This is a genomic window from Streptomyces sp. NPDC002851, assembly GCF_053591935.1.
This window is the reverse complement of record NZ_JBSFUT010000019.1, coordinates 114,050-139,166: the sequence shown is the minus strand read 5'-3', so window position 1 is coordinate 139,166 and position 25,117 is coordinate 114,050. Positions and strand designations below refer to the sequence as shown.

At 72.6% G+C, this 25,117-nt stretch carries 21 protein-coding genes; 12 read left to right on the top strand and 9 right to left on the bottom strand.

Features of this window, described 5'->3' with window-relative positions; all coding sequences use genetic code 11:
• Nucleotides 1–68: 68 nt before the first annotated feature.
• The 3 genes from ACWD10_RS21415 (at nucleotide 69) to ACWD10_RS21405 (ending at nucleotide 5,679) form a co-directional block, all read left to right on the top strand.
• Entirely contained in the window at nucleotides 69–3,359 is a 3,291-nt protein-coding gene (locus tag ACWD10_RS21415) for a DEAD/DEAH box helicase (protein WP_451093243.1), read from the top strand.
• An 89-nt stretch (nucleotides 3,360–3,448) separates the two neighbouring features.
• A complete protein-coding gene (locus ACWD10_RS21410; protein ID WP_451093241.1) occupies nucleotides 3,449–4,522 on the top strand; it encodes a serine hydrolase domain-containing protein in 1,074 nt (357 codons plus the stop codon).
• Between the two features lie 485 nt (nucleotides 4,523–5,007).
• Nucleotides 5,008–5,679 (top strand): hypothetical protein, encoded by a 672-nt coding sequence (locus ACWD10_RS21405; RefSeq protein ID WP_451093239.1) that lies wholly within the window; start codon nucleotides 5,008–5,010, stop codon nucleotides 5,677–5,679.
• A gap of 104 nt (nucleotides 5,680–5,783) precedes the next feature.
• Here ACWD10_RS21405 and ACWD10_RS21400 read toward each other — a convergent pair whose 3' ends face one another.
• Both ACWD10_RS21400 and ACWD10_RS21395 read right to left on the bottom strand, forming a co-directional pair.
• On the bottom strand, nucleotides 5,784–6,155 hold the full coding sequence (locus tag ACWD10_RS21400) for a BlaI/MecI/CopY family transcriptional regulator (protein ID WP_451093236.1): 372 nt from the start codon (nucleotides 6,153–6,155) through the stop codon (nucleotides 5,784–5,786).
• 222 nt (nucleotides 6,156–6,377) lie between these two features.
• Complete coding sequence (locus ACWD10_RS21395) at nucleotides 6,378–6,722, bottom strand: hypothetical protein (protein WP_451093235.1); 345 nt, start codon at nucleotides 6,720–6,722, stop codon at nucleotides 6,378–6,380.
• Between the two features lie 316 nt (nucleotides 6,723–7,038).
• On the opposite strand from ACWD10_RS21395, the gene ACWD10_RS21390 reads away from it, so the two are divergent.
• The 4 genes from ACWD10_RS21390 (at nucleotide 7,039) to ACWD10_RS21375 (ending at nucleotide 9,528) form a co-directional block, all read left to right on the top strand.
• Nucleotides 7,039–8,040 carry an acyl-CoA desaturase gene (locus ACWD10_RS21390; protein ID WP_451093233.1) on the top strand — a complete coding sequence of 334 codons (1,002 nt, stop codon included), beginning with the start codon at nucleotides 7,039–7,041 and terminating at the stop codon, nucleotides 8,038–8,040.
• 65 nt (nucleotides 8,041–8,105) lie between these two features.
• Nucleotides 8,106–8,504 (top strand): DUF5994 family protein, encoded by a 399-nt coding sequence (locus ACWD10_RS21385; protein WP_451093231.1) that lies wholly within the window; start codon nucleotides 8,106–8,108, stop codon nucleotides 8,502–8,504.
• 173 nt (nucleotides 8,505–8,677) lie between these two features.
• Nucleotides 8,678–9,274: a DUF5994 family protein gene (locus ACWD10_RS21380; protein WP_451093229.1), complete on the top strand. Its 597-nt coding sequence runs from the start codon at nucleotides 8,678–8,680 to the stop codon at nucleotides 9,272–9,274.
• Between the two features lie 5 nt (nucleotides 9,275–9,279).
• Nucleotides 9,280–9,528, top strand: coding sequence for a hypothetical protein (locus ACWD10_RS21375; protein WP_451093227.1), 249 nt, complete (start codon nucleotides 9,280–9,282; stop codon nucleotides 9,526–9,528).
• A 215-nt stretch (nucleotides 9,529–9,743) separates the two neighbouring features.
• Here the strand turns inward: ACWD10_RS21375 and ACWD10_RS21370 are convergent, their stop codons facing one another.
• Together ACWD10_RS21370 and ACWD10_RS21365 are read right to left on the bottom strand one after the other, a co-directional pair.
• Nucleotides 9,744–10,709, bottom strand: coding sequence for a pirin family protein (locus tag ACWD10_RS21370; RefSeq protein ID WP_451093225.1), 966 nt, complete (start codon nucleotides 10,707–10,709; stop codon nucleotides 9,744–9,746).
• 102 nt (nucleotides 10,710–10,811) lie between these two features.
• Nucleotides 10,812–12,071 (bottom strand): DUF418 domain-containing protein, encoded by a 1,260-nt coding sequence (locus ACWD10_RS21365; protein ID WP_451093223.1) that lies wholly within the window; start codon nucleotides 12,069–12,071, stop codon nucleotides 10,812–10,814.
• Between the two features lie 89 nt (nucleotides 12,072–12,160).
• Here ACWD10_RS21365 and ACWD10_RS21360 point away from each other — a divergent pair, with 89 nt between their 5' ends.
• A complete protein-coding gene (locus tag ACWD10_RS21360; RefSeq protein ID WP_451093221.1) occupies nucleotides 12,161–13,882 on the top strand; it encodes an adenosine deaminase family protein in 1,722 nt (573 codons plus the stop codon).
• Here the strand turns inward: ACWD10_RS21360 and ACWD10_RS21355 are convergent.
• Nucleotides 13,839–15,284 (bottom strand): dihydrolipoyl dehydrogenase family protein, encoded by a 1,446-nt coding sequence (locus ACWD10_RS21355; protein WP_451093219.1) that lies wholly within the window; start codon nucleotides 15,282–15,284, stop codon nucleotides 13,839–13,841. The two genes, ACWD10_RS21360 and ACWD10_RS21355, sit on opposite strands and share 44 nt — an antisense overlap.
• Nucleotides 15,285–15,425: 141 nt before the next feature.
• On the opposite strand from ACWD10_RS21355, the gene ACWD10_RS21350 reads away from it, so the two are divergent.
• On the top strand, nucleotides 15,426–15,803 hold the full coding sequence (locus tag ACWD10_RS21350; RefSeq protein ID WP_451093217.1) for a thioredoxin family protein: 378 nt from the start codon (nucleotides 15,426–15,428) through the stop codon (nucleotides 15,801–15,803).
• Between the two features lie 91 nt (nucleotides 15,804–15,894).
• Here ACWD10_RS21350 and ACWD10_RS21345 read toward each other — a convergent pair whose 3' ends face one another.
• From ACWD10_RS21345 to ACWD10_RS21335, 3 genes are all read right to left on the bottom strand, one after another.
• Nucleotides 15,895–17,331, bottom strand: coding sequence for a benzaldehyde dehydrogenase (locus ACWD10_RS21345; RefSeq protein WP_451093215.1), 1,437 nt, complete (start codon nucleotides 17,329–17,331; stop codon nucleotides 15,895–15,897).
• Nucleotides 17,332–17,598: 267 nt separating this feature from the next.
• Nucleotides 17,599–18,795 carry a thiolase family protein gene (locus ACWD10_RS21340; RefSeq protein WP_451093213.1) on the bottom strand — a complete coding sequence of 399 codons (1,197 nt, stop codon included), beginning with the start codon at nucleotides 18,793–18,795 and terminating at the stop codon, nucleotides 17,599–17,601.
• Nucleotides 18,796–18,948: 153 nt separating this feature from the next.
• Complete coding sequence (locus ACWD10_RS21335) at nucleotides 18,949–19,977, bottom strand: LacI family DNA-binding transcriptional regulator (RefSeq protein WP_451093211.1); 1,029 nt, start codon at nucleotides 19,975–19,977, stop codon at nucleotides 18,949–18,951.
• Nucleotides 19,978–20,130: 153 nt separating this feature from the next.
• On the opposite strand from ACWD10_RS21335, the gene ACWD10_RS21330 reads away from it, so the two are divergent.
• The 3 genes from ACWD10_RS21330 to ACWD10_RS21320 all read left to right on the top strand — a co-directional run bounded on the left by ACWD10_RS21330 (nucleotide 20,131) and on the right by ACWD10_RS21320 (nucleotide 23,252).
• Nucleotides 20,131–21,549 carry an amidase gene (locus ACWD10_RS21330; RefSeq protein WP_451093209.1) on the top strand — a complete coding sequence of 473 codons (1,419 nt, stop codon included), beginning with the start codon at nucleotides 20,131–20,133 and terminating at the stop codon, nucleotides 21,547–21,549.
• A 5-nt stretch (nucleotides 21,550–21,554) separates the two neighbouring features.
• Nucleotides 21,555–22,013: a type II toxin-antitoxin system PemK/MazF family toxin gene (locus ACWD10_RS21325; protein WP_451093207.1), complete on the top strand. Its 459-nt coding sequence runs from the start codon at nucleotides 21,555–21,557 to the stop codon at nucleotides 22,011–22,013.
• A 180-nt stretch (nucleotides 22,014–22,193) separates the two neighbouring features.
• Nucleotides 22,194–23,252, top strand: coding sequence for a chitinase (locus ACWD10_RS21320; protein ID WP_451093286.1), 1,059 nt, complete (start codon nucleotides 22,194–22,196; stop codon nucleotides 23,250–23,252).
• 27 nt (nucleotides 23,253–23,279) lie between these two features.
• Here the strand turns inward: ACWD10_RS21320 and ACWD10_RS21315 are convergent, their stop codons facing one another.
• Nucleotides 23,280–25,088 carry a SpoIIE family protein phosphatase gene (locus ACWD10_RS21315; protein WP_451093205.1) on the bottom strand — a complete coding sequence of 603 codons (1,809 nt, stop codon included), beginning with the start codon at nucleotides 25,086–25,088 and terminating at the stop codon, nucleotides 23,280–23,282.
• Nucleotides 25,089–25,117: the final 29 nt, after the last annotated feature.

The window sequence follows — 25,117 nt, the reverse complement described above, 5'->3', positions numbered from 1 at the left end:
CGCTGGGCGTTTTCACGACGTGTGAGCGATCACTCGCTCCGCCGTGCCCCCTGTGTCAAAGTTGCGTCATGCGCACGGCTGGTGGGGGAGAACACGAGGAAGCGGCCGCGTCGGGAGAGTCCGTACCGGACCTGGTCCGCACGCGGTGGGGGGTCCGCCTGACGGGCCCGCTCCTTGCCCGCTTCGAGGAGCCCGGCTGGAGCTACGAGGAGCAGGTCCCGCGCAGCTGCCCCGCTTGCGGCGGCGAGCTGCACTCGCTGCGCAGACCGTACGAGTCCCAGGGGCGCGTCTATCGCTACGTGGCCGTCGTCTGCCCGCGCTGCCCCGCCGCCTTCGCGCTCGCCGACCTCGGCGTGAAGACGTACGACAAACTCATGGGCCACAGCGGCCGGGCCCCGGCCCCCGGTCCCGCCCCGCCCACGCAGCCCGACCGCGACCCCGGCGACGCCTGGGAACGGCTGCTCGGCCCGTGCCCCACCGGCGACGAGCCGGGCGGCCTGACCATCACCCCGATCTACGCCACACCAGGCGGCGCCACCTCGACCCGCCGCACCCGCGGCTCCGCGCCCGGCCCAGCACGCGTCATCGCCTCGAACCTCGCGTCGCCCGGCCGCAGTTGGCCCGCCGACCTGCCGCTGCCCGCCGAGCCCGAGCGCCGCCTCCTGTACTGGTGCAAGGTGACCGACCCGCGGTGGCGGCCGCCCTTCGAGGCCATCGACGCGGCCGAGGACATCCGCGTCATCATGCCGGACGGCCCCGAATTCGACGCCCTGCGCGCGTACCTGGCCGACGAGGACATTCCGTACCGCTGCGCCCGGCACTGGCAGGAGGCCGAAGTCGTCGCCACCATCGGCGAATTGGGCGACCGTACCGACCTCGTCGCCCGGCCCGTCCGTAACGGGCCGCTGCCCGCCGCCCCGGTCGCGGGTCCCGGTGCGCACGCCGCCCGGGACGCGTTCGCGCAGCAGTGGGACGCCCTGGAGGAACTGCCCGAGGACGCCGACGACGCCTACGTGCCGGTGGCCGAGCTGGTGCCGCCGGGCTGGTCACCGTTCCTGAAGTACCCGACGTTCAATCCGGCGCAGGCCGACGCCGTCCCGGCGATCCTCGAGGACGACGGGAACGTCCTGGTCGTCGCCCCGACCGGCGCGGGCAAGACCCCGATCGGCATGGTCGCCGCCCTCAAGGCCAACGCGCAGGGCCGCAAGGCCGCCTGGCTGGTGCCGCAGCGCTCCCTGACCGACGAACTCGACCACGAACTCGACCTGTGGCGCGCCAACGGCCTGAGCGTGGTGCGCCTCACCGGCGAGTACGCCGTCGACGCCGAGCTGATCCGCAAGGCCGACATCTGGGTCGCCACCACCGAGAAGTTCGAGGCCATCTGCCGCACCGGCTCGCTGCGCGACGCCCTCGCCGACGTCGGCTGCCTCGTCGTCGACGAGGTCCACCTGCTCGGCGACCCCGGCCGCGGCCCGATCCTGGAGGCACTGCTCGCACGCCTCGGCGAGGACACCGAGCAGGTGCGCGTCGTCGGCCTGTCCGCGACGGTCGCCAACGCCGACGAGGTCGCCGACTGGCTCGACGCCCGCCTCGTGCGCACCACGTGGCGGCCCACCCGGCTGATCTGGCAGATACCCGTGCCCGCCGCGTCCACCAACAGCGACCGGGGCGCCCGCGCCACGGCCCGCACCCGCGCCGCCGTACGCCAGGTCCGCACCATCGCCGACGAGGGCGGCAGTGCCCTGGTGTTCTGCGGCAGCAAGCGCGGCGTACGGCTGACCGCGCTCGCCCTCGCCGAGGACCGCGGGGCCCGCACGAAGGGCGTCGACAAGGACGACCCGGAGGTCGTCGAGCGGCTCTGCTCGCAGGCGGGCGTGCGCGTCCACTACCGGGACTGGCCCTACAAGCGCGAGGCCGAGCGGGCCTTCCGGAACCGCGAGGCACACGCCCTGGTGGCGACCTCCACCGTGGCGGCCGGGGTCAACCTGCCCGCCCGCGCCGTCGTCGTACGGGACACCGAGATCGGCATGGACCGCGTCGAAGTCTCCATGGTTCAGCAGATGTTCGGCCGCGCCGGGCGCGTCGGCGCCGGGGAGCGCGAGGGCTGGGCCTTCCTCCTCACCGACGGCACCGACCGGCCCGAGTGGCAGGCCCGCCTGGCCGCCGGCTACACCGTGCGCTCCCGCATCCGCGAACGCCTGCCCGACCACCTGCTTGCCGAAGCGGTGCAGGGCCGGGTGCGCACACTCCGCGAGGCCGAGCAATGGTGGACCCGCACCCTCTCCTGCCACCAGGGCAACGAGAGCTTCGACCCGCTGTACGACGCCGTCGAGTTCCTCACCGAGGCCCGCTATCTGCGCCGCAGCCCCGGCCCGGAGGACGACGACACCCTGGTAGCCACCGAACTCGGCACCCTCACCAGCCGTTTCATGCTCGCCACCGACCTCGCCGACGCCCTGTCCGACGCGCTGCGCGCCGCCCCCGTGCCCCAGGACCCGGACGCCGCCGAGCAGTTGCTCACCGCGCTGCTCGCCACGCACCTGCCGCAACTGGAACAGGCGCAGTTCACCGACCGGGCCCGCGCCGCGCTGCTGCGGGTCCTGCGCAACGGCGGCCACCTGGACCCCCCGGACCCGGAGGCGGGCGGCGCCCCGGCGCGGCCGACAGACGAACCTGCGGTCGCCGGGGACCTGGCGCGGGCCGCGCTGCTCCTGGTCGCGCACAGCCCCAAGATCTTCCGCACCCGCTCCTCGTACATCCTCGGCATCCCCGCCGAGAGTCTGACCGGTATCTACGAGGAGTCCCAGCGCTACCTGTCCTGGCTCGGCGCGCAAGGCCCGCTCGGCACCGTGCACCCCTGGGCCGCCGTCGTCGCCGCCGACCTGGCCGCCCGGATCCGCTGGCGGGAGCTCGGCCCGCGCCGCGGCGCCGGGCGCCTGTTGTGGATCTGCGAGCAGATGGCCACCGCGCCGCTCGCCGCCCGGCTCGTGCCGCAGATGTGGCGCGCCGCCCGCAAGCGCGGCATCGGCGCCCCCGACTGGCCGGGCAGCACACCACCCAACGGCTGCGCCCTACCCACCCAGCGCTACCGACAGCTCCTCACGGAGCGCACGACCGGCACGCTCCTGACGCCGGGCCCGGACGGCGTCCTGGTCCAGGACTGCCCGCGCGGCGCGACCGTACGACTGTGGAACGGCACAGCCGTGGACATCCACCCGGCCGAACACACCCCGACCGACCTGCCCTACCCGCGCCCGTCCCCCGACGACCCGGAGCCCGGACACCGCGGCGCGGCCGTCTTCACCCGGGGCGACCACCTGGCCACGGGCTGGCTGGCCGCGTACAACGGCTTGGACTGACGACAGCCAAGCGGAACAACAGCCATGCGGAATGGCAAACGGCCTCACCGTCGGGTGCCGCCCGCTCTTCACGCGCGAAGAGCTCCGGCATGGCCGACTCCGCCTATCCCGATCTGACGCGCGCCCAGCCACGCACCCTCAAGGAGGCCGTCGCCGCGATGCGCGACGCTCCCCTGGCCACCGATCCCGGAGTCAAGCACAGCTACCACAACCCCCATTACTTCGTCGCCGCACGCCTGGTCGAGGTCGTCAGCGGACGGCCCTTCGCCGACCACATGTCCGCGAAGATCTTCCGGCCGCTGCGCATGACGCGTACGTCGTCCGCCTCCGGCACGGACGAGATGCCCGAGCAGGCGCGGGGCTACGTACGCGCGTACGGCATGGGGGTGTCCACCGCCCACCCCCGCTGGTTCACCGCAGGCGGCCACGGAGTGGTCACCACCGCCGACGACCTCGCCCAGTGGCTGATCTCCCAGAGCAACCACGGCGTCTCCGCCGACGGGCGGCGCATCGCGTCCGCACGGACCATCGACCTCACGCACACACCACCGACCACGCCGGAGGACAGCGACTACGCCATGGGCTGGTCGCAGCACACCAGCGACGGACCACGGCAGATCCAGCACACCGGCCAGCTCCTCACCCACAACTCCATGGCGACCCTGCTGCCCGACAGCCGGACCGGCATCGCGGTCGTCACCAACACCGGCATGATCTCCGGTGACGATGCGCCCCAGATCGTGCGGGGCCTCGTCGACCTGGCCCAGGGCAAGCGGCCCGAAGTGGCCGAGCCGTTCTCGATGACGGCCGACCGGGTCCTGGCGGCACTGACCCTGCTGGCGCTCGGCCTCGGTACCCGCGGCGCGGTACGCGCCGGCCGGTGGGCCCAGCGCGCTGCGGGACGAGCATGGTGGCGGCTCGCCCTGCGTGTTCTGCCGTATGCCCTGCCCACCCTGCTCCTCACGCAACTCGCCGCACTCTTCGGCCTGTTGATGCGCCGCTCCGGAACCCTGAGCCAGGTCGCCTACGCCTGGCCGGCCCTGGTGATCTGCGCGGCCGCGACCGCTCTCGCCTCGTCCACGGTCCTCGCGGCACGACTGCTCGCCGTCGTCCGTCTCCACCGGCGTACGCACAACGCGGCCACGACGGCAGCGCGGCCCTGAAGTCGTGTGAGTGCCGTTGCCGCGATGCGGCGGGCGGCGTATCCGGGCGCGGTTCCACCCTCCCGGACCAGCCATGCACGGTACGTGACTGCTGTACCGTGCCCGGCCAACGGCAGGACTACCGAGGGAGGCGCCTCCTATGTTAGGCAGGACGACGACGTACTTGCCGACGCTGGTGGTGCTCCCTGCCCTCGCTCTGGGGCACGGGGTCGCAGGGGCCGCCACGCACCTTCCGGCACCATCCTGACCGGGCGCTCCTGGCGATAACGGCGGGCCGCATGGCGGGGCTGTCCTCCCCGCCAGGTCTCCTCCGACACCATCCCTGGCCGTGATGTCCGTGTGGCGGATCCAGGAGACACAGCGCGCGCTGCTGCCCATGAGCGGCGCGGCGCGGATCAGCGCACTTCCGGAAACCACACATGGAAAGAAGTGGAAGGTCGCCTATGGGAACGCGAAGAAGGAACGCGGCACCTGTGATGGTGGACATGAGCGCGGCGCGTGTCATCGCGGCGTTCGCCGCCCTGGGGGCCGCCGTGATTCATCTCGCGTCTGCCCCGGACCACTACGGTGAGTGGTGGCCGGCCGGGGTGTTCTTCTACGCCGTCGGGGCACTTCAGATCGGCTGGGCCCTGGCCGCCCTCCGGTGGCCCGGACCGGCCGTGATGCTGCTCGGCCTGCTGGGCAATGCGGGTGTCATGGCGATATGGGCGGTCAGTCGTACCGTCGGGGTTCCTGTCGGCCCCAGCTCCGGGGTGCCCGAGGGCATCAGCCGAGCCGGCATCACCGCCGTGGCCTTCGAGGCGGTTGTCTGCCTGGTGGCGCTGTGGCATGTGAAACGGCGCAATCCGCGGGGTTTCGCCTCCTCTCTTCGAGCGGTTCTGGTGGTCGGCGCCGCAAGCGCGGCCGTTGTCGGCCTGACCATGCCCGCGGTGGAAACCGCCCTGAGCCACAGTCACGGCACAGCGGGGGATTCGGGCCCGCACGGGCACGAAGACGACGACGGACACCACGCGGAGCCCGAGGAGTCACCCGTCCCCAGCGACGGCGAGGCGGATACGGGCGAGTCATCACCCGGCTCCGGGTCCGAGCCCGGCGAGCCGCCATCATCCGAGAAGCCGACCGACCCCGGACACGATGACGAACCGCACGGCCACTGAGACGCCGGTGGAAGAGAACGGCACTGCTCTGCCCCACCGGGGCTCAGGCAGCACGGCGCCCGAGTAGCCGAACAGCGGGATCGCGGCCCTCAGGCGCGGTGACCTTAGCTGCGCCCTTCGCGGCGTGCGGCGAGCACCGCGCGCAGCTCGTTGACCTCGCCCTCGTCCAGCTCGTCGAAGAGCCGCACCAGCGTCGCCGTACGGTCGGCGCCGGTCGCCCACACCTGGTCGATCAGCGTGGCGGCGTACTCCTCACGATCCTTCGTGGCCCGGTAACGGAAGGCCCGGCCCTCCTTCGCCCGGGACAGCCAGCCCTTGCGGTGCAGGATCTCCATCACCGTCTGCACCGTGTTGTACGCCAGCGGCTGCGGCCGGGTCCGGTTGAGCCGCTCCAGGACCTCGCGCACCGGAAGCGGCTCCTCCGCGCCCCACACGACGTCCATGATCGCCTGCTCCAGCTCGCCGAAGCCCCGCATCCCAGCCGCCTCCCTGAACGAAAACCTAAGCGCCATAGTACGGGCGCCCCGGTGTCGGCTGGCCACGTCCAGACCCGCTGCTGGAGCCGCCGGGCGTTACTCCACCCCGATGCGCGCGAGAAAGCGTGAACTCCGGCCCGTGCAGACGTAGTTGGACGGCACCGGCACCGCCCCGCACACCCGCTCCTGCTACCGGCCTACCGGCCTACCGGTCTACCCGATCTAGAGGCGGAGCAGCCGTTGGATGATCTCCCGGTACTGCCGCAGCGCGAGGTGAAGTTCGGCGGACTGTGTTTCGGGGTCCTGGTCCTGCCAGCCCGCGCGGAGGGCACGCCGCTGTTCGGCGAGGACGTCCATGAGTTGAGCGGTGGTGTCGTCGAAGGCGCCTTCGGCTTCCTCCAGCGCCTGACGCGGGGTGTCGGGGAATGCGTTGAGGGCCCGTCCGAGGCGCTGGCCGATCTTGTCCCGCTCGTCCGACGGAAAGAGCGGTTCCGGGCCCGGGGCGCGGCGTGCCGCTGCGTCGCGGGGCAGGTCCGAGGGCTGTTGAGCGCGTGTCTGGTCGTACATCTTTGGGTGCCGCTTTCCTGTGCGTTGTGCCGGATTTCCGGAGCGGCATGGCGCTGAGCCGTGCCGCCAGTCAACGTCCGGCGTCGGTCCGTGTCAACGCGATGCCGCTGCCGAGCAGACGTGGTTGTTACACGGGCGGGAGTACGGTGAAGAGGACGGGGGACTTTTCCATGCCGGGTTCGGACCGGCTCCAGAACGCCGCTTCGTGTGCAGGACGAATCCACCGGACCCGTTCCTTCCGTAGCACGCGACCCGTCCTCGCAGGGGCAGCCCGTGACCCCGGCCGCGCCATCCGCATCCAGGCCGAGGAGCCAGTATGCCGCTCACTCCCCTCACATCCGCGACGGTCCCGCCCCCGGACACCGCGCCGCCACCCCAGGGCTACGACGGGACGTCCCCCTTCCCGCCGGACGGTACGGCATCCGCGCGCAAGGGCGGTGAGCGGCTGTACGTCACAGTGACGACGGTCATCGTCGTTCTGCCGTTCGTGGCGATCGGCCTGGCCGGCTGGCTGCTGTGGGGACGCCTCATCCATCCCACCGACATAGTCCTCGCGCTCGTCCTCTACACGATCACGGGCCTGGGCGTCACGGTCGGCTTCCACCGTGGTCTCACCCACGGCGGCTACCAGGCCGTCCGTCCCGTGCGCATCGCGCTCGCGGTGGCCGGTTCGATGAGTTTTCAGGGCGACGTCATCGGCTGGGTCGCCACCCACCGTCGCCACCACGCCTTCACCGACCGGCCCGGCGATCCGCACTCCCCGTACCGCTACGGCACCCATCTGCGCGGCCAGTTGCGCGGGCTGCTGCACGCGCATGTCGGCTGGCTGTTCCGCAACGACCCCACACCCGCCGACCGGTACGCGCCCGACCTCCTGGCCGACCGCGACATCCGTGCCGTCGCCCGCGCCTTCCCCGTCCTGTGCCTCCTCACGCTCGCCGTGCCGTTCGCGGCGGGCCTGGTCATCGGCGGTACGTGGGTGCACGGTCTAACCGCCCTGTTGTGGGCGGGACTTGTGCGCATCGCGCTGCTCCACCATGTCACCTGGAGCGTGAACTCCCTTTGTCACATGATCGGCGAGCGCCCATTCCGTACCCGGCGCCACGACCGGGCCACCAACCTGTGGCCGCTCGCCCTGCTCTCCTTCGGCGAGAGCTGGCACAACCTCCACCACGCCGACCCCACCAGCGCACGCCACGGCGTCGACCGCGGTCAGCTCGACCCCTCGGCCACCGTCATCCGCCTTCTCGAACGCCTCGGTTGGGTGTACGACGTGCGCTGGCCCACTTCGGCCCGCGTCGCCGCCCGCCGTGCCTGACACCGACCACTCACCTCCGCCGCCGCAAGGCATGCGCCGCCGCAAGGCGGTTGACGGGAGCTCTCATGACCACCGCACTGCAACCCCCGCTTCCCTCCCATCCCGTCCTCCGCCTGCGCCTCGCTCCCCACGGCGGTCTGCCCCGGCCCATCGACGGGGCGTGGTGGCCCCGTTCGTACGACCTGCTCGCCGAACTCCCGCAACTGCTCGCCGGGTTGCCGCCCGCGTGGGGTCACATCAGCAGCATCACCGTCAACGAGGCGGTGTGGTCCGCGGCGCCCGGCCGGATGCTCGTCTCCAACCAGGTCGTACGACTGCGCAGGACCGCGGCGGCATCCGCCCCGCACACCATCATCCTGCTCACTCCCGGTCTGGGGCGCTGGGACCTCCTTATCGTGCCTCCGGATACGACCGCGGAGGCCGCGGAACCGCTCATGGCAGCCGCCGCGGGCGATCACATGTGACGCGAGTCGCGCTACTCCTGAGATGGCGGAGCCGCGAACGGTCCGTTCGGCCTGTGCGAGGAGTACCCTGGGCTCACCGAGGATATTTCGCGCACCGGCTGCCGGGCTCGTGTCGTTTTCGGCGATCGAATATGCCGGGCCGGTTGCCATCGGTCCGGGGCAGGGTTCGCGTCATGACTGCGACCATCTCCTCCTCGCCGACACTCGAAGCCGATGACCGGTTCTCCCCGTCCTCTCTCCGTCTGTCGCTCGCTCCCGCCGGTTCCGCACCAGCTCTGCTGGACGGCGCCTGGTGGCCCCGCTCCCGCGACCTCTCGGCGGAACTCCCCTCCCTGACCGCCGTACTGGATCCGCTGTGGGGGCGGATCACGCGGGTCACGGTGAATCCCACCCACTGGCCGGTCGTTCCGCGCAAGGTGCCGGTCGCCGGACACGTCGTGAAGGTGGGCTGGTTCCTGCCGGAGCAGGACCCGCACGAACTGCTGCTGCTCTCATACCACTTGGGCCGCTGGAACCTCCTGGTGGTCCCACCGCGGACGACTCCCGCCTCGGCCGCCTGGCTGATGGCCGCCGCGAGCGACCCACTGGGCACGTCGACCGCGAGCCGGCTGATGGAGGCGGCGGCGAGCCTGCGGACGGTGTCCGAGACCGACCGGGCCGTGGAAGCGGCCTGGGAATCCGAAGGCGGACATGCGGCCCACGATCCGGCCGCAGGTCCACGGATCCCGACCGTGACCGCCGCGATGCCGCTTCAGCCGACGAGGATGTGAGAACCATGGAGACGTTCGTGACCGTGGCCGTGGTCGTGACGATGATCGCCCTCGGGGTGCTCCTCATCCACCAGCTCAACTCGCAGCACGGTGACCACAGCACCGCCTTCCACTACGGCCGCTCCGGGACGCCCGTCCCGGGACCGGCCCCGTCGACTCCGCGGAAGGCCCGCGGCAGGGCGGGGGCGCGCGGCACCGGCGCCCGCCGCGCGTGGCTCCGCCTCCGGCGCCGCACCCGTACGCCACACCCGTAAGGGAGCCGCGTGAGCCCCATCGTTCCGGCGAACTCCCCCGGCCGTCACCGAACCGCAAACCGAGACCACACACGTCGAAGGGCCCCACCGCGAACGGTGGGGCCCTTCGACATCGTGCCCGGTGAGGCACGGGATCCGGCCTCTTCCAGTGACAAGGCGTCGTTATCCGGCCGGCCATGACACGGTTCCCTCGGCGACCCATCGGTGGCGGCAGATCAACGCACCCTTCCCCTCGGTTTCAGCGGCACAGCGGGCAGGTCAGGAGCAGGAAGCGGATCCCCGTCGTACCCCTTGACCTGCCCGAATCGCGTCCCGGTCATCCAGTCCTCACGAGCCTGTGCGATCTCGTCGTGCGACCGCCCGATGAAGTTCCACCACATGACGAGTTCCTCGGCGAACGGCTCGCCGCCCAGGAGCATCAGGCCCGCTTCCGACTCGGCGCGGAGCGGGAGTTCGGTGCGGCCGCAGCCGAGGTAGAGCATGGAGCCGGGGAGGACCGGGACGCCGTCGACGGTGACCTCGCCGGACATGGAGAGGACGGCGTACTCGAAGTCGGGTTCGACCGGGAGGCGGACGTCGGCGTCCCGGTCGAGGGCGAGGTCGGCGCCGACGATCGGGGTGTACGTGATGCCGGGTGAGATCGCCCCGTCGAGGGTGCCGAGGATCAGGGTCGCCGTCAGGCCCGCGGCCTGGATGACGGGCAGGTCGGTGTGGTGCTCGAAGTGGGCGGCGCCGTGGCGTTCGTTGTCCGGCAGGGCGACCCAGAGTTGGGCGCCGTGCAGGAAGCGGGAGTGCGACGTCGGGGACTCCTCCGAGTGGCTGATGGCCCGGCCCGTGGTCTGCAGGCCCAGTTCGCGGGGGCGGATCGTGGCCAGGCTGCCCGTGGAGTCACGGTGCAGGACCTCGCCGTCGTGCAGCCAGCTGACGGTCTGGAGGCCCATGTGGGGGTGCGGCGGGACCTGCATGCCGGGCTCGTCCGCGATGTCGTCGGGGCCGTAGTGATCGACGAAGCACCAGGCGCCGACCATCCGGCGACCCAAGTTGGGGAGCAGGCGGCGCACTTCGGTGGACTCGCCGAGCTTCACCTTGCGCGGTGCCAGGAGTTCCCGTACCGGCTCGGCTACGACAAAGCCCCGTCCACCGCACACGGACGGGGTGGCCTCGCGATCTAGGTTGCTCATGGCGGACAACCTAGTCCAGACGGGGCCTGGGGTGGGGGTGCTTCGCGGGGCGGGTTTCCCCTGCCCGGCACCCCCCCGCCTCGCACCCCCGGCGGCCGTACGTCACCGCGTGCCCGTCACCCGCTTCTGGAGGCTCTCCAGCGGGCCGTACGAGAAGCGCCGCAGCCACAGCGCCGAACCGCCCATCAGGAGCAGGCAGACCACCGCCCACAGGCCGATCACCCACCAGGGCCCGGCGTCAGCGAACCGGGCGGCGAGGCCGAGCCCGATGCCGTACGAGGCGAGCATGCAGAGCACGTTCTGGCCGACGTAGCCGGACATCGCCATCCGGCCGAGCGCCGTCACGCCCGCCGTGAGCGGGCCCGGCCGCCGCACCCGGTCCATCACCGCGCCGATCAGGCCGATATAGCCGACCGCCACCAGCGGCGCCGCCACATAGCGGCCGAGGGCGAAGAAGTCGGGGCCGCCGAGCGACACGGCCACGTTGAGCGGCAGGCCGAGGCCCAGGCCCCAGCGGAGCATCCGGGTCCGCAGGGCGCGCCCGGTGGCGTCCGGGGCGAAGGCTCCGGCGCGGTGCAGCCGGATGCCGAGCAGGAACAGGGTCAGGAGCAGGCCGAAGGAGAGGATCGGTTCCAGGCGCAGGATCAGGGCGTGGTCCAGGCGGAAGAGGATCTGGTCCAGGTAGCTGCCGTGCGCGTAGAGGTCCACCACTGCTTGGTCGCCCGCGCCGCCGCCGTCGCCGCCACCATCGCCTCCACCGTCGTTCGATACGACCAGGGCGAGCGTGAACAGGGTCATCGCCGTCACATGCAGGGTCGCCGCGGTCCACATCACGCGGTTGCGGAGGCGCTCGGTCCGGGCGAGGAGGCGGGATACGAGGAGCGCCGTGAGGGCGTACCCCATGAGGACGTCCCACGCGAAGACGAACACGAAGTGCACCGTGCCCTCGGCGAGCAGGAACAGCGCCCGCCGCGAGTAACGGCCGGGCCAGGCAAGGCCCTTGCGCAGCGCCGAGTCGCACTGGATGGCCAGGCCCACGCCGAACAGCAGGGTGAGGAGCGAGAGGAACTTGCCGTCCGCCAGGAAGCGGAACACGCTCTCCACCGCCTGCGCGGGCGTGGGCTCGTCGAGTATCGCCCCCAGGCTCGCGTCCGTCACCGCGCTGCCGAGGACGCCCCACTCCGCGCCCGGCGCCGTGAAGATCCAGACGTTCGTCATCAGGGTGCCCAGGATCGCGGTGCCTCGGAGGACATCCAGGAGCGGCAGCCGTCGGCCGGGCGTACCTCGCGACGGTCCGGGCGCTCGCGGTCCGGGTGCTTGCGGTGCGGTCGCGGGCTCGGGCCCGGTGAGTGGATTCGGCATGGTCCCATCGTTGCCGCGCAGTTGGCGGCGATCATCGTGAGCGGTGATGAATCCGCCGTACATCGAAGGATGTACGGGATCCTTCTCGGGTGATCACTGACCACCGTTCCGCCGTACGCCGTCGCCGGGCCACCCTGTTCCCGGCCGGTGCCGCGGCCCTCGCCGCCCTGTCCGCCCTCTCCCTGCTGCCCGCCGCCGAACCGGCCGCGGCCTCCCCCGCGTTACCCGCCGCCCCCTCGTCCCCGGCCTCCGAAGCCACCCCCACTGCCACTCCCACAGCCACCCCCGCCGAGCAGCGCACCGACGCGTACCTCGACTCCATCCGTCAGAACCCCACCGCGCTACGGGAGTTCTTCACCCGCATGCCCAAGGGCGGCGATCTGCACAATCACCTCCCCGGCGCGGCCTCCACCGAGTTTCTGATCGAGCTCGCGGGGCGCGACGGGCTCTGCATCGAGCAGGACTCGATGACCGCCGTCCCGCCACCGTGCGAGCCGGGGCAGCGGCCCGCCGTCGAGGCGCGCACCGACGGCGACTTCCACCGTGCGCTCATACGGGCCTGGTCGATGCAGGACTTCCCGGCCGACGGGTCCGGCGAGTCGGGGCACGATCATTTCTTCGCCACGTTCGGGAAGTTCGGCGCGGCGGCCCGCGGGCACCGGGGCGAGCTGCTCGCCGAGGTCGCCGACACCGTCGCGGAGCAGAACCAGTTCTATCTGGAGACCATGGTCACCCCGGCCGCGGAGCGCACCAACGAGCTGGCCGACGAGGTCGGTTGGGACGGGGACGATGCGGACCTCGCCCGGATGCACCGCAAGCTGCTCGCGGGCGGCCGCCTGGACCGGCTGGTCGCCCAGGCCCGCCGTGAGGCCGACGACACCGAGGCCGACCGCCGGGCCGCGGGCCACTGCGGCACGACCCGACCCGCGCCCGGCTGTGCGCTGCCGACGCGCTTCATCTCCCAGGTCGCGCGCGGCAGTTCACCGGAGCGGGTGTTCACGCAGATCGCGCTCGGGCTGCGGCTCGCGGAGCAGGACGAGCGGTATGTCGCCGTCAACCTGGTCGAGCCCGAGGACGGGGAGCGGGCGCTGCGCGACTACCGGTTGCACATGCGGATGCTCGACTACTTGCACGGCCGGTACCCGGACGCGCATATCACCCTGCACGCCGGGGAGTTGTGGCCCGGCCTGGTCAAGCCGGAAGAGCTGACCTTCCACATCGGCGCGGCGGTGCGGACCGGGCAGGCCGAGCGGATCGGCCACGGTGTGGATCTGCGGTACGAGGACGACTGGCGGCGGCTCGCCCGCACCATGGCCCGTGAGGAGATCCCGGTGGAGGTGCCGTTCTCCAGCAACGCGCAGATCCTCGGCGTCAGCGGGGACGAGCACCCCTTCGAGGCGTACCGGGCGTACGGCGTGCCCGTCGTGCTCGCCACGGACGACCCGGGCGTCTCGCGGATCGACATCAGTCACGAGTACCGGCACGCGGCGATGACGTACGACCTGTCCTATCCGGAGCTGAAGGAGCTGGCCCGCGCCTCGCTCGAGTACGCCTTTCTGCCCGGGCGCAGCGTGTGGCGCGGCAACCCGACCCGGCAGGGGTACCGGCCGGCCGGACCGTGTGTGCGGGACGTGCCCGGCGCCGGGTCGCCCTCGCGGGCCTGCGCGCGGCTGCTCGCGGGGAGCCCGAAGGCGGCGGTGCAGTGGCGGCAGGAGGCGGCGTTCAGGGGCTTCGAGGGGCGGTACGGGGGTGCCACCTCGGGGAGCCTCACCCCTGGTACGTCTCGAGCAGCCGCAGCCACACCTCGCTGATCGTCGGGAACGCCGGGACCGCGTGCCAGAGGCGTTCGACGGGGACCTCGCCCGCGACCGCGATGGTCGCCGCTTGGAGGAGTTCCCCGGCTCCGGGGCCGACGAAGGTGGCGCCGAGCAGGATCTCGCGGTCGAGGTCGACCAGCATGCGGGCCTGGCCGCGGTATCCGTCCGCGTAGAGGGCGGCGCCGGTCACCGAGCCCATGTCGTAGTCGACGGCGCGGACCCGGTGCCCGGCGCGTTCGGCCGCGGCGAGGCTGAGGCCGACGGCGGCGACCTCGGGTTCGGAGAAGACCACCTGGGGGACGGCGGCGTGGTCGGCGGTGGCGGCGTGGGCGCCCCAGCGGTCGGTCTCCAGGATCGGGGTCCCGGCGGCCCGCGCGGCGATGGCGGCGCCCGCGATGCGGGCCTGGTACTTGCCCTGGTGGGTCAGGAGCGCACGGCGGTTGACGTCGCCGACGGCGTAGAGCCAGTCGGTGTCCGTGACCCGGCAGCTGTCGTCGACGGTCAGCCAGGAGCCGGGCTCGAGGCCGACGGTGTCCAGCCCGATGTCCTCGGTGCGCGGGGCACGGCCGGTGGCGAAGAGCACCTCGTCGGCCTCGATCGTCTCGCCGTCGTCGAGCGTGAGCGTGACGCCGCCGCTGCCGCCGTCGCGTACGACCGAGGTGATGGGCGTACGCGTACGCACCTCGGCGCCCGCCTCGCGCAGCGACTCGGCGACCAGGTCGCCCGCGAAGGGTTCCATCCGCGGCAGCAGCCGCTCACCGCGGACGAGCACGGTGACGCGGGCGCCGAGGGCCTGGAAGGCGGTGGCCATCTCGGTGCCGACGACGCCGCCGCCCACGATCGCGAGCCGCCCCGGCACGGAGCGTGCGCTGGTCGCCTCGCGGCTGGTCCAGGCCCGGGCCCCGGCGAGCCCCGGCAGGCCCTGCGGCAGGACGGCGCGGCTGCCGGTGCAGACGACCACGGCGTGCCGGGCGGCGAGGATGTGCCGCTCGCCCTCGGAGCTGGTGACCGCCACGCGCTTGCGGCCGTCGAGGCGGCCGTGGCCGCGGTAGACCCGTACGCCGATGGAGTCGAGCCAGCCGGCCTGGCCGTCGTCCTTCCAGTTGTTGGTGAAGTAGTCGCGGTGGGAGAGCACCGCGGGGGTGTCGAGCGGTCCGGCCACCGCCTTGCCGAGGCCGGGTACGCGGCGGGCGTCGGCCCGCGCGAGGGCGGGCCGGAGCAGCGCCTTGCTGGGCACGCAGGCCCAGTAGGAGCACTCGCCGCCGATCAGCTCGCTCTCCACGATCGCCGCGCTCAGGCCGGCCGCCCGGGCGCGGTCCGCGACGTTCTCGCCGACCGGGCCCGCGCCGAGGACGACGACGTCGTATGCGGTGGTCCCTGTGTGTCCCTGTCCCATGAACGTCAGTCTTCCCGCATGTGTGCGGTCCGGCCACAGGGGCAGTCGCCATGGAGGTCCCGGGACTCCCGGGAATACGACCCGCCCCCCGTGCCGTTGTGCGGGGGGCACGACACCACCGCCCGGAAGGGGTAGGACACCGTGAGCAACACCCAGGAACTTACGAAGGACAACTTTGACGAGATCGTTTCGTCGAACGACTTCGTCCTCATCGACTTCTGGGCGGAGTGGTGCGGCCCATGCCGCCAGTTCGGCCCGGTCTACCAGGCGGCCGCGGAGCGCCACCCCGACCTGGTCTTCGGCAAGGTCGACACGGAGGCGCAGCCGGAGCTCGCGCAGGCCTTCGGGATCCAGTCGATCCCGACCCTGGCGATCATCCGGGACCGGGTGGCGATCTTCGCCCAGCCCGGTGCGCTGCCGGAGGCGGCCCTTGAGGACGTGATCGGGCAGGCCCGGAATCTGGACATGGACGAGGTCCGTGCGGCTATCGCGAAGGAGCAGGCTTCGGAAGAGACCTGAACCGTCGGTTCGGCTGAGGGAACTGGGGGCTGCGCCCCCAGCGCCCCGCATCGCCCTCCGGGCTCGTCCTCAAACGCCGGACGGGCTTGTATTAGAAGGGGTACGTCGCCGTATCCCCCCGCACCGTCGTCCACCGCAGCTCCGTGAACGCCTCAAGGTTGGACTCGCCGCCGAACCGGGCGCCCGTGCCGGAGGCGGCGATGCCGCCGAAGGGGGCCACGGCCTCGTCGTTGACGGTCTGGTCGTTGATGTGCGCGATGCCCGTGGGGATACGGTCGGCGAGCGCGAGGCCGCGCGCGGCGTCCCGCGTGACGATGCCCAGCGAGAGGCCGTACGGGTCCGCCGAGGCGAGGGCCACGGCCTCGTCGGCGGTGTCGAAGGACCGTACCGGCGCGACCGGGCCGAAGACTTCCTCGGCGTAGGCCGGGGTGTGGTCGTCCACACCGGCGAGGACGGTCGGCCGGTAGAAGAGGCCGTCGTGCGTGCCGCCCGCGGCTACCTTGGCGCCGCGGACGGCCGAGGCCTCCACCAGGCCGTGCACCTTGGCGAGTTGGCCGTGGTCGATGAGCGGCCCGAGGTGCACCTCCGCACGGTGCGGGTCGCCGACCGCGAGGGACTCGGCGCGGGCCGCGAGCCGCTCCACGTACGCGTCGTAGAGCGAGGCGTGGACGAGGTGGCGCCCGGTGGTCATGCAGATCTGGCCCTGGTGGAAGAACGAGCCCCACGCCGCGGTGGAGATCACCGCGTCCAGGTCGGCGTCCTCCAGGACGACGAGCGCCGAGTTGCCGCCCAACTCCAGGTGGACGCGCTTGAGATGGCGCCCGGCCGCCTCACCGACCGCCCGCCCGGCGGGCGTTGACCCGGTGAAGGAGAGCACCGGAACGTTCGGGTCGGCGACGAGCGCCCGCCCCGTCTCGGGCCCGCCGGGCAGCACGTGAAGCAGCCCGTCGGGCAGGCCCGCCTCTGCGAAGACCGCGGCGAGTGCGAGCCCGCCGCAGACCGCGGTGCGCGGATCGGGCTTGAGGACGACCGCGTTGCCGAGGGCGAGGGCCGGGGCGACGGAGCGTATGGAGAGGATCAGCGGGGCGTTGAACGGGGCGATCACCCCGGCCACGCCGACCGGGACGCGCCGCGTGTACGACAGGCGCGGGGCTTCGCTGGGCAGCACCTGGCCGGTGGGCCGGGAGGCGAGTGCCGCGGCCTCGTAGCACTCCTGGGCGGCGACGTGCAGCTCGAAACCGGCCTTGCCCGGGACCGAGCCGGACTCGCGGACCAGCCACTCGCTCAACTCGTCGGCGTGCTCGGCGAAGAGGTCCCCGGCCCGGCGAAGGACCGCGGCCCGCTCCAGGTGCGGGGTTGCCGCCCAGGCGGGCTGCGCGGCGCGCGCGGCGGCGCTCGCGTGCGTGACGTCGTCCCCGGTGGCGTGCGTGACGATGCCGAGTTCCGCGCCGGTCGCGGGCTCCGTGACGGGGTGCTCGCCGCCCGCGAGCGCACGGGGCTGCCAGGTCTTCGGGTCGAGCAGGGGCATGCCAGGTCTCCGATCGCCGATACGGCTGCGACAGGACCGTGCCGGGCCCCGCCGGTGCTGTGAAGTCCCGTGTGCGGGCACCCTGTTCGGGGCCGGTGGGGTCACCGGGGCGGGTGGTGCTGCTGTGCCGATGGTGCCGCGTGGGGTAGTTAAGCGTGCAACATCTTAGAGGTTTTCCGTACGGATGTACGGCGCCAGGGGCGCGGCGGTTCGAATCTTTACCCGTTACTCCCGGTACCCCAACTTCCCTGCCGCTCAAGGACGTTGTCAGCGCTCCAGGACGAGCGCAAGCCCCTGTCCCACGCCGATGCAGAGCGCCGCGAGGCCGGTTCCCGAGCCCGCCGCGGCGAGCTGGTGGGCCACCGAACCGGCAAGCCGCGCACCGGACGCGCCGAGCGGATGGCCGATGGCAATCGCCCCGCCGCGCGGGTTGACCACGGCCGGATCGAGCTCGGGCCACTCGGCGAGACAGCCCAACGCCTGCGCCGCGAACGCCTCGTTCAGCTCGAAGGTCGTGAGGTCCGCGAAGCCGCGCCCCGCCTTGCCGAGCGCGCGGCGCACCGCCTCGACCGGGCCGAGCCCGAACAGCTGCGGCTCCACACCGGTCACGGCGGAGGCACCGATCCGGGCGAGCGGCTCGCGCCCGGTGGCCCGTAGGCCCTCCTCGTCCACGAGCAGCAGCGCCGCGGCGCCGTCGTTCAGCGGCGAGGCGTTGCCGGGCGTGACGGTGCCGCCGTCCCTGCGGAAGGCGGGCTTCAGCTTGGCCAGGGCCGCCATCGAGGTGGTGTCGCGGATGCACTCGTCGCGCTCCAGGTCCGCCCCCTCGTACGCCACCACCTCACCGTCGTAGTGGCCCTTGGCCCAGGCCTCGGCGGCCTTCTGGTGGCTGGCGAGGGCGAAGGCGTCCTGCTGCTCGCGGCTGATGTGGTGCTTGTCGGCGACGAGTTCGGCGCCCTCGCCGAGTGAGACGGTCCACTCGGGTGGCATCTTCGGGTTGGTCATGCGCCAGCCGAGTGTGGTCGAGTACAGCTCCTGATGCCCGGCGGGGAAGGCCCGTTCGGGCTTCTGCAGCACCCAGGGTGCGCGGGACATCGACTCGACGCCGCCCGCGATCGCCACGTGCGCATCACCGAGCGCGAGGGCGCGGGCCGCCTGCACCACGGCCTCCAGGCCGGAGCCGCAGAGCCGGTTGACAGTGACGCCGGGCACGGACACCGGGAGCCCGGCGAGCAGCACGGCCATGCGGGCGACGTCGCGGTTGTCCTCGCCCGCGCCGTTGGCGTCGCCGAAGTACACGTCGTCGATCCGGGCCGGGTCGAGGTCGGGGCTGCGGTCCGCCAGGGCCCGTACGACATGGGCGGCGAGATCGTCGGGCCGTACGGAGGCGAGGGCGCCGCCGAACTTTCCGATCGGGGTGCGGACAGCGTCGACGACATAGACGTCACGCACGGTGGGGCTGCTCATGGCGGCTTCTCCAGCGGCTCGGCTCGGGCTGCTCGGCCTGAGTCTCGGGCCGGGCGTCGTGCGATGTCAACGGGGGTCGTTGGTGGGTGCATTCACATGGCGTTCAGGTGCGCTCAGGTGCCTTCACCTGCGTTCAACAGGCGGCGCGGGGCGTCACGTCGAATCACGAGGCACCGCCGAGACGGCCAGCAGGTCATGCACCTCAGGCTCCCCGTCCGGCTCGCGCACCGCCGCGTCCACCAGCTCCGCGAGCCGCTGTCCGGACGGCAGCTCCAGGTGGACCGTGCTGAGCCGGGGCCGCAGAAGTCGCCCGAGGAGCAGGTCGTCGGCGCCCATCACGGCGGTCTCGGCGGGCACGTCGATCCCGGCGTCCTGCAGCGCGCGCATCAGGAGCATCGCGTACTCGTCGTTGTACGCGAACACCGCGTCGAGCCCGAGCTCCCGCCAGCGCCCGGCGAGCGCGGCCGCGGAGTCCTCGCTGTAGCCGAGCGGCACCTCGGTCACCCGGGCCCCGCCGGCCCGCGCGGCCGTGCGCACCCCGTCGAGCCGGGGTTCGGAGAAGGTGCCGAGGCCCGGTTCCTCCGGTACGACGACGCCGATCCGGCGGCGGCCGCGCGCGACCAGGTGCTCGCCGGCGCGGCGGCCTACCTCGCGCTGGTCCATGAGCAGGGCGTGCGCGCCGTCGACCCGTTCGGGCCCGAGGGTGAGTACGGCCCTGGCCCCGGACCGCTTGAGCACGGCGACGCCGCGTGGGCCGAGGGTGCCGTTGCCCGGCACGAGCACGGCCACGGGCCGCAGTTCGGCCCAGGCGCGGGCGGCCTCGTCGCCGGTCATGCCGAGGCTGCCGTACTGCACGACGGTGTAGTCGAGGCGGCGCAGCGCCCACTGAAGCTCGTTGACGAAGTGGCTGTAGAGCGAGCCGACCGGGACCGGTGGCGTGGGCATCAGAACCATCCGGCTGTGCCCGGCGCGCAGCGAGCGCGCGGCGGCGTGCGGCACATAGCCGAGCTCCTCGGCCGCCTCGCGGACGCGGCGCCGGGTGGGCTCGCTGATCCGGACCGCGGTGGTGTTGTTGAGGACGTACGACACGGTCGCGCGCGAGACCCCGGCGAGCCGGGCCACGTCGGCGCTCGTCGGCACGGGGCTCATCGCCGGCACGGGCTGTTTCGGTATCTGCACCATGGCCCTGCGCATCCTTCCAGATGCCGGTCGGCCCGATTCTGCGGGTTCCGGTACCGGGCCTGACGGGGACGGCTAACGTTCGTTCGTACGAACGAGAAGCAGCTGTCAGCAGCCGTAACAGCCCGTCGGAAGCCGCAGAGAGGTCGCCCGCCCATGCCCCTGGACCGCGCCGCAGGTCTGGCCCCCACCGCCCGGGCGCTCGCCGCGGGCGAGACCTCGTCGCGCGCGCTCGTCGAGGCGGCGCTCGCCCGGATCGAGGCGGCGCAGGGCACGCTCAACGCCTTCCGGCGGGTCCGGGCCGAACGCGCCATGGACGAGGCCGCGGCGGCGGACGCCCGGCTCGCGGCAGGCGAGCGGCTGCCGCTGCTCGGTGTTCCGGTGGCCGTGAAGGACGACATGGATGTGGCGGGCGAGCCGACGGCGTTCGGCTGCCGTGGCGACTTCCCGGTCAAGGAGCGGGACGCGGAGGCGGTACGGCGGCTGCGCGCGGCCGGGGCCGTGATCGTAGGCAAGACCAATACCTGTGAACTGGGGCAGTGGCCGTTCACCGAGGGCCCGGCCTTCGGTGAAACGCGGAACCCGTGGCACACGGGCCATACCCCGGGCGGTTCGTCGGGAGGTTCGGCGGCCGCGGTCGCCGCCGGTCTGGTGCCCGCGGCGCTCGGCTCCGACGGGGCCGGGTCGGTGCGGATCCCCGCGGCGTGGACGCAGTTGGTCGGCATCAAGCCGCAGCGCGGCCGGATCTCGACGTGGCCGCTGCCGGAGGCGTTCCAGGGCATCACGGTCAACGGCACGCTGGCGCGTACGGTCGAGGACGCGGCGCTGCTGCTCGACTGCGCGAGCGGCAGCCACGACGGCGATCTGCACAAGCCGCCGCGGGTGCGGCTGAGCGAGGCGGTGGGCCGCGACCCGGGACGCCTGCGGATCGCGCTCTCCTTCCGGATGCCGTTCACGGCGACCCCCAAGAGGCTTGACCCCGCGGTGCGTTCGGCCGTGATGGGCCTGGCGCACCGGCTTGCCGCGCTCGGGCACCACGTAGAAGAGGCGGATCCGGCCTACGGGCAGATCGGGCTCGCGTTCGTGCCGCGCGCGACCGCCGGGGTCGCCGAGTGGGCCGGGCGGGTGCCGGATCCGCGCCTGCTCGACCCGCGCACCCGGAGTGCGGCCCGGATGGGGCGGGCGCTCGGCGGGGCGCCGCTGCGCCTCGCGCGGCGGGCGGAGGCGGCGCTGCACCGCCGGGTGGGCGCGATCTTCGGCCGCTATGACGTGGTGCTCGCGCCGACGACGGCGACCCCGGCGCCGCGCATCGGGGAGCTGGCCCGCCTGAACGGCCCGCGCACGGACCAGGCGATGATCGCGGCCTGCCCGTACGCCTGGCCGTGGAACGTCCTGGGCTGGCCGGGCATGAACGTCCCCGCGGGCCGCACACCGAAGGGGCTCCCGGTCGGCGCCCAACTCCTCGGCCCGGCACACAGCGAGCCGCTCCTGGTCTCCCTGGCGGCCCAGCTGGAGACCGAGACCAAGTGGTACGAGGAGTGGCCACCGGAGCCGAACGGCGACGGCCTACCCTGACCCGCGTGACTGCATACCCCGATGACCTCCGCACGCCCGACTCCCCCGGCCGTCACGGCCCTTCGGCCACCACGGAGGCCGAAGCGCGCGCCGTGGGCCCGATCCGGACCGAGTACGCACCGGCCCACGACGGCGATCCGGACCCGGGCGAGGTGATCTGGACCTGGGTGCCGTACGAGGAGAACGACGGCCGGGGCAAGGACCGTCCGGTCCTGATCGTGGCGCGGGAGGCCGGTGGCACGGTGCTCGGTGTGCAGCTGTCCAGCAAGGAGCACTCCGGCGACCGGGAGTGGATGCCGCTCGGCAGCGGCCCGTGGGACACCTCGGGCCGGGACTCCTGGGTGCACCTGGACCGGGTCCTGCGCATCCATCAGGACGGCATGCGGCGCGAGGCGTGCGCGCTGGACCGGGCGAGGTTCAACGCGGTGACGGATCTGCTGCGGCGGCGCCACGCCTGGCGCTGAGTCCGCGGCGTGGGGCGCACCTGCCGTCGTACCCCGTACCCAACTCCCTTTTGGTCCAGACCTGTTGACGCCAGGTCTGGACCTTCTTACTGTGTGCGGCATCGCACGGCGCGTACCCCCTGCTCCTCTCCTCCCCCCACCAAGGAGCGCGGCATGACCCGTGTAACCGGCGTAACCGGTATGAGCGGTCGCACGGCACGGCGGTTGGGCATCGGCATGGCCGTGGGCCTGTTGGTCACGGCCCTGACGGGCGCCGCCCCACAGAACCCCCGCCAGGACGAGACCTGCGCGGTAAAGCCCCGCCCCACCGGCAAGGTCCTACAGGGCTACTGGGAGAACTGGGACGGCGCGGCCAACGGGGTGCACCCACCCTTCGGCTGGACCCCGATCACCGACAGCCGTATCCGCGAGCACGGCTACAACGTGCTCAACGCGGCCTTCCCGGTGATCCGTTCCGACGGAACCGTCCTGTGGGAGGACGGCATGGACAAGACGGTGAAGGTCGCGACCCCGGCCGAGATGTGCGAGGCGAAGGCGGCCGGGGCGACCATCCTGATGTCGATCGGCGGCGCGGCGGCGGGCATCGACCTGAGTTCGAGCGCGGTCGCCGTCCGCTTCGTCGAAACGATCGTGCCGATCCTGAAGAAGTACAACTTCGACGGCATCGACATCGACATCGAGACCGGCCTGACCGGCAGCGGGAACATCAACCAACTCTCGCCGTCCCAGGCCAACTTGATCCGCATCATCGACGGTGTCCTGGAGCGGATGCCGCCCGACTTCGGCCTGACGATGGCCCCGGAGACGGCCTATGTGACCGGCGGCAGCGTGACGTACGGCTCGATCTGGGGCGCGTACCTGCCGATCGTGAAGAAGTACGCGGACAACGGCCGCCTGTGGTGGCTGAACATGCAGTACTACAACGGCAGCATGTACGGCTGCTCCGGCGACTCCTATCCCGCGGGCACCGTCGAGGGCTTCGTGAAGCAGACGGACTGCCTGAACGACGGCCTGGTCGTCCAGGGCACCACCATCCGCGTCCCGTACGACCAACAGGCCCCGGGTCTCCCGGCCCAACCCGGCGCGGGCGGCGGCCACATGACGCCCGCTCAGGTCGCCGAGTCCTGGCGGCACTTCGGCGGCGCGCTCAAGGGCTTGATGACCTGGTCCATCAACTGGGACGGCTCGAAGGGGTGGACCTTCGGCGACAGCTTTCCCGGGCGGTCCGGTCACGGATAGCGTTCGCGCGCCCGAGCGCGGGGTGGGTCAACCGCGCTCCTGCGTACGGTTCGTTCGCAGTACCGGTACCGCTTCCAGGACCAGCACGGCGAGGTCGTCATCGATCGGGTCGGGGCTGAAGTCGTGGGCCGCCTGGCGTACCCGCTCCGCCACGGCCTTGGCGCCGAGCCCCACGCAGCCCCGCAACAGCTCGGCGAGGCCGTCGTTGTCGTCCAACTGCCGGTTGCCCCGGCGGCGTTCGGTCACCCCGTCGGTGACGCACAGCAGCGTCTCGCCCGGTGCGAGGTGGAAGGAGTCCGCCCGGAACTCGGCGCGCTCGTCGATGCCGAGGAGCATCTGCGGTTCCGCGGCCGGGGTCACCGTGCCGTCGGCCGACAGGCGCAGCGGCAGCGGGTGCCCGGCGCTGGCCAGGGTGACGCGCGCGCCGCCGGAGATCGCGTCGGGCTCCAGCTCGCCGTACAGCAGGCTCAGGAACCGGGAGCCCGCGGGCTCCGCGGTGATCGCCGCCGCTTCCGCGGCCTCTTCCGCCATCGCCCGGTTCAGCCGGTCGAGCAGGGCCTCGACGCCATGGCCTTCGCGGGCGAGCAGCCGTACGAGGTGGCGGGCCAGGCCGGTGACGGACATGGCCTCCAGGTCGTGGCCGCACACGTCGCCGAGCAGGAAGCACCAGCGGCGGTCGCCCATGGGGAACAGGTCGTAGAAGTCGCCGCCGACGGTCTGACCTTCGCCGCAGGGCTCGTAGACGATGGCCGTGTCGACACCCGGAATGGCCGCGAGGGACGTGGGCAGCTGTCTGCGCTGGAGCGAACGGCTGATGTCCGCCTGCCGGGTGTAGTGGCGGGCCGTGACCACGCCCTGGGCCACCCGCCGTGCCACGTCCTGCGCGAGGCGTACGACGGCGCCGGTGAGCCGCGGCTGTCCCGCTCGGCCGATGACCAGCGCGCCGTGGCACCGGCCGCTCGCGACCAGCGGGAACATCAGCGCCTGGCCGCCCGGCTCGGTGACGTCCGCCCCCTCGGGCCAGGGCCAGGCGAGGGCGGTGGCGCTCAGTGTGGCGGGCGGCGGGCGCTCCAGCTCCAGGGCCTGGCGGAGCGTACGGATCTGCTGCTCGTCCCGGTGCCAGACGCGGGAGAGCCGCATCTGGCCGTTGGTGGTGATCAGCCAGACGCCGCACCAGTCGGCGAGCCGGGGGACGAGGAGCTGTCCGGTGAGCGCGGCGACCATGTCCTCGTCCAGCTGCCCGGCGAGCAGCTCGCTGACCTCGGCGAGGAAGGACGACCCTGCGTGGTCGGGGTCCTCGGGGGCGTGACCGCGGTGGTCGGGCGCTTCGGCCTCGCGTACCGCCGCGGCGAGGGGTGCGAGGGAGTCGCCGGGATCGGGCCGGGCCGCCAGCGGGGTGCCCAGGCGGAACCACACGGTCTTCTCGGCATGGCGGCAGGTCACGCCCCAGGATTCGGCCAGGGCGTGCAGCAGCTGCAGTCCGTGGCCGCGCAGGTTGTCCCGTAGGTCCTGGCCGCTTTGATCGGCGTCGGACAGGAAGCGGTCCACCACGTCGACGACGACGCCCACGAAGCCGTTCTCCGTGTCGAGACGGCAGCCGACCTCGACCTCGAATCCGCCGTGCACGGTGGCCGCGGTGGTCAGCTCGCTGACGAGGAGCACGGCGTCGTCGATGAGCTGCTCGCTGATCGGCGACGGCGCCCCGGCGGCCGCCGTCGGCACGGGCAGTTCGGGCAGGGCGACGTGCAGGAACCTGCGAGCCGCGGCGGGCGCCCGCTCATTCGCGGGCAGACGTATCCGCGACAAGGAATCCCGCAGGTCGGAGGAGTTCCCCACAGGCGGCTCCCGGCTCGGTTCCGGCGCTC

What these genes read in the sequence shown, in the direction of transcription:
- ACWD10_RS21415 (WP_451093243.1), top strand. Translation starts at nt 69, where the DNA reads ATGCGCACGGCTGGTGGGGGAGAACACGAGGAAGCGGCCGCGTCGGGA.
- ACWD10_RS21410 (WP_451093241.1), top strand. Translation starts at nt 3,449, where the DNA reads ATGGCCGACTCCGCCTATCCCGATCTGACGCGCGCCCAGCCACGCACC.
- ACWD10_RS21405 (WP_451093239.1), top strand. Translation starts at nt 5,008, where the DNA reads ATGAGCGCGGCGCGTGTCATCGCGGCGTTCGCCGCCCTGGGGGCCGCC.
- ACWD10_RS21400 (WP_451093236.1), bottom strand. Translation starts at nt 6,155, where the DNA reads ATGCGGGGCTTCGGCGAGCTGGAGCAGGCGATCATGGACGTCGTGTGG.
- ACWD10_RS21395 (WP_451093235.1), bottom strand. Translation starts at nt 6,722, where the DNA reads ATGTACGACCAGACACGCGCTCAACAGCCCTCGGACCTGCCCCGCGAC.
- ACWD10_RS21390 (WP_451093233.1), top strand. Translation starts at nt 7,039, where the DNA reads ATGCCGCTCACTCCCCTCACATCCGCGACGGTCCCGCCCCCGGACACC.
- ACWD10_RS21385 (WP_451093231.1), top strand. Translation starts at nt 8,106, where the DNA reads ATGACCACCGCACTGCAACCCCCGCTTCCCTCCCATCCCGTCCTCCGC.
- ACWD10_RS21380 (WP_451093229.1), top strand. Translation starts at nt 8,678, where the DNA reads ATGACTGCGACCATCTCCTCCTCGCCGACACTCGAAGCCGATGACCGG.
- ACWD10_RS21375 (WP_451093227.1), top strand. Translation starts at nt 9,280, where the DNA reads ATGGAGACGTTCGTGACCGTGGCCGTGGTCGTGACGATGATCGCCCTC.
- ACWD10_RS21370 (WP_451093225.1), bottom strand. Translation starts at nt 10,709, where the DNA reads ATGAGCAACCTAGATCGCGAGGCCACCCCGTCCGTGTGCGGTGGACGG.
- ACWD10_RS21365 (WP_451093223.1), bottom strand. Translation starts at nt 12,071, where the DNA reads ATGCCGAATCCACTCACCGGGCCCGAGCCCGCGACCGCACCGCAAGCA.
- ACWD10_RS21355 (WP_451093219.1), bottom strand. Translation starts at nt 15,284, where the DNA reads ATGGGACAGGGACACACAGGGACCACCGCATACGACGTCGTCGTCCTC.
- ACWD10_RS21345 (WP_451093215.1), bottom strand. Translation starts at nt 17,331, where the DNA reads ATGCCCCTGCTCGACCCGAAGACCTGGCAGCCCCGTGCGCTCGCGGGC.
- ACWD10_RS21340 (WP_451093213.1), bottom strand. Translation starts at nt 18,795, where the DNA reads ATGAGCAGCCCCACCGTGCGTGACGTCTATGTCGTCGACGCTGTCCGC.
- ACWD10_RS21335 (WP_451093211.1), bottom strand. Translation starts at nt 19,977, where the DNA reads ATGGTGCAGATACCGAAACAGCCCGTGCCGGCGATGAGCCCCGTGCCG.
- ACWD10_RS21330 (WP_451093209.1), top strand. Translation starts at nt 20,131, where the DNA reads ATGCCCCTGGACCGCGCCGCAGGTCTGGCCCCCACCGCCCGGGCGCTC.
- ACWD10_RS21320 (WP_451093286.1), top strand. Translation starts at nt 22,194, where the DNA reads ATGAGCGGTCGCACGGCACGGCGGTTGGGCATCGGCATGGCCGTGGGC.